The 2,834-nt window shown below is 76.1% G+C and carries 2 protein-coding genes; both read right to left on the bottom strand.

Annotated elements, in window-relative coordinates:
- Positions 1-70 precede the first annotated feature (70 nt).
- The gene (locus ACE3N6_RS19050) at positions 71-964 is read right to left on the bottom strand and encodes a hypothetical protein (RefSeq protein ID WP_374247399.1); all 894 of its coding nucleotides are present in this window, start codon (positions 962-964) and stop codon (positions 71-73) included.
- Positions 961-2,834: ATP-binding protein (locus ACE3N6_RS19045; protein WP_374247398.1), on the bottom strand; the 1,874-nt coding region annotated here is incomplete at its 5' end. The genes ACE3N6_RS19050 and ACE3N6_RS19045, both read right to left, overlap by 4 nt.

Genomic DNA, 2,834 nt, shown 5'->3' with positions numbered 1-2,834 from the left:
GGCGCGGGTCACGGAGCGCCCGGGGCCGGCGCGCTGCGGCCGGCTGCCGGGGCGGGCTCCGTGCCCGCGATCAGGGGCCGGGGGCCGGCGGCGGGTTGAGCACGGCATCCAGCGCGGCGGTGGCGGTGGCGTCCCGGGTGGCGAGCTTGGCGGTCATCTCGGCGCGTTTGCGGGCAAGGGCGAGCTGGCCCTGGATCACCGCCACCTGGGCGGCGAGGAGGTCGGCCGCGGCGGAGAGCTGGGCGTCGCGGGCGGTGTTCCAGTCGGTCTGCAGCTTGGTGGCGGCGGCGCCGGCGGCCGCGGCGGTGAGGCGGGCGCGGGCGGCCTGGTAGTCGACGTAGGCGAGCACGGCGCCGGGTTTGTTGCCGGCGGCGGCGAGCCTGGCGGCGGCTTCGCGCTGGACGAGGGCCTTGGAGAGGTCGTCGGCGACGATGGCGGAGGCGGCTTCGGCGGCGGCGAGGGCGGCTTCGGCGAGGGCTTCCTTGTCTTCGTAATCCTGGAGCTTGGCTTCGAGGGTGACGAGGGCGGCGGCCAGATCGCCGATGGCGGTGTCGTCGAGGGCGGCGATGGTGGTGTCCACGGTGCCGACGGCGGTCTTGAAGTCGGCTCCGTCGAGCTTGGTGGCGGGGGTGACGCCGGTGGCGGTGGCGACCGCGGTGCGCAGGGCGGTGGCGGTGGCGTCGGCCAGCGGTGGGGTGGGGCCGTCGCTGCGGGCCTGCTCGGCCTTGGCGAGGGCGGCGGCGCGGGCGGCGAGGGCGGCGGCGAGGGTGTCGTTGCGGGCGAGGATCTGCCCGCGCACCCCTTCGGCGTGGGCGGAGGCGGCCTCGATGGCGGCCACGGCGTCCCAGGCGGCGTCGGCGGACTGGGCCTGGGAGGCGCCGCTGGCGGCGGCGGTGGCGGCTTCGGCCTGCCAAGTGGCGAGTTTGGCCTTGGCCTGGGCAAGGGTGGTGGCGATGTCGGTCATGGAAAGGCTCCCTGCCGGCGCGGGAACGGCCGGCCCAGTTTGCTGAACTCTTCGGCCACGGCGGCATCGATCATGCCGTCCGTGACCACCGTGCCGCCGTCGGCGGCCATGAAGGCTGCCGACAGGGCAGCATTGCGGATCTCGCCGCCGGTGAGCTCGAAGCGCTCGGCCAGCTGCTCGATCGAAATCTCGGGCGCGAGGTGCGCCGTGGGGAGCTGCCCGCGCCAGATGGCCATGCGCTCGGCCACGCCGGGGCGGGGGAAGTGCACCACCTGATCGAAGCGGCGCAGGAAGGCGTCGTCCACGCCCTGCATCAGGTTGGTGGCGAGGAGCGCGCAGCCTTCGAAGGATTCGAGCCGCTGCAGGAGGTAGTTGACCTCGATGTTGGCGTAGCGGTCGTGGGCGTCCTGCACGTTGGTGCGGCGGCCGAAGAGGGCGTCGGCCTCGTCGAAGAACAGCAGCGCGGCGTAGCCCTCGGCGGCGGCGAACAGTTCGGAGAGGTTCTTCTCGGTTTCGCCGATGTACTTGGAGACGACCAGCGACAGGTCGACGGACAGCATGGGCAGGTGCAGGCGGGTGGCGATGGCTTCGGCGGCGAGGGTCTTGCCGGTGCCGGATTCGCCGTAGAGCAGCCCGATCACCGAGCGGCCGCGCGCGCCGCGGGCCATCTGCCAGCGCAGCTGCACGCCCACCCGGCGGCGCACCCGGCGGATCAGGTCTTCGAGGCGGTCGCGGGTCTGGGGCGGCAGCACGACCCGCTGCCAGGGCACGTCGGGGGTGGTGCGGGTGGCGAGGCGCAGGGCCCGGGGCGGGGTCATCCGGGCGAGTTCGGCGAGGGCGTCGGGCACGCTGGCGCCGGGCGGCAGGGCGGCGGCGACGCGGGCCGGGGCTTCGTCGTCGATCCAGTTGCGGCCGGCCAGCTCGTCGGCGTCGGCCTGGGTGCAGCCGAGGGCCCGCTGCCAGGCGTCGGCGAGTTCGAGGGGGTCGCTGCCGCCGACTTCGAGACGTCGCAGGTGGGCGCCGGGGCCGCGCAGGGAGAAGCCGGGCGGGGCGATTGCCGGCACCGGCGGCACCCCCACCGGGGCGGTGAGCTGGCCGGCGTCGGTGCGCAGGGCGACCCGGGCGCCGGTGGCGAGGCGCAGCAGGTGGGCTTCGGCCCAGGGCGGCGGGGCGCTGTCGTCGGGGGCGTCGAGCACCAGCGCCGGCAGGGGGGCGGCGGCCACCGCCAGGACTTCTTCGGCCCGCTCGGCCTGACCGCTGAGGTGCAGGCACACGCCGGGGGTGTCGGCGATCTGCCGGGCGGCGCGCTCGATGCTGGCGGCGGGCTGCGCCGGGGCGACGATCCGGCGGACCTGCCAGCCCGGGCCGGCTTCGGCCGGGGGCAGGCCGTCGAGGCCGGCGAGGAGGGTTTCGGTGGGGTCGAGGCGGCGTTCGAGGAGCGGGCGGGGCGTTTCGTCGGGGCGGATCAGCCCGGCCTGCCAGAGGGGCGATACCCGCAGGGCGTGGCGCACCGGGGCGGGCTCGGGGTGGTCGCCGAACAGTAGCTTGAGGGCGAGGCCGACGGACAGCCGGCGCGGCCCGCCGGTGAGGCTGGCGATGGTGGCGGCGGCGTCTTCGTCGAAGCAGGGGAGCACGGCGAAGGCGAGCAGGTCGAGGTCGAAGCCGGAGAGCTGGCAGCCGCTGGCGATGCGCGCAAGGGGGTTGGCGTGGGGGGCGGCGTCGAGGGTGGCGAAGAGCAGTTCGGCGCCGCTGGCGATGCCGGTGGCCAGCTGCTGGGGTGTGTCGGTGGCGAGGTGGGCCGCGGCGAGGCGGGTGAGCCCGGGGTCGCCCGGCCGGCGCAGCAGCAGGCGGCCGGCGGCCAGGGCCAGCC

The organism is Zoogloea sp., assembly GCF_041904905.1.
In the GTDB taxonomy this organism is placed as follows: Bacteria; Pseudomonadota; Gammaproteobacteria; order Burkholderiales; family Rhodocyclaceae; genus Zoogloea.
This window is presented reverse-complemented; position numbering and strand designations above follow the sequence as displayed.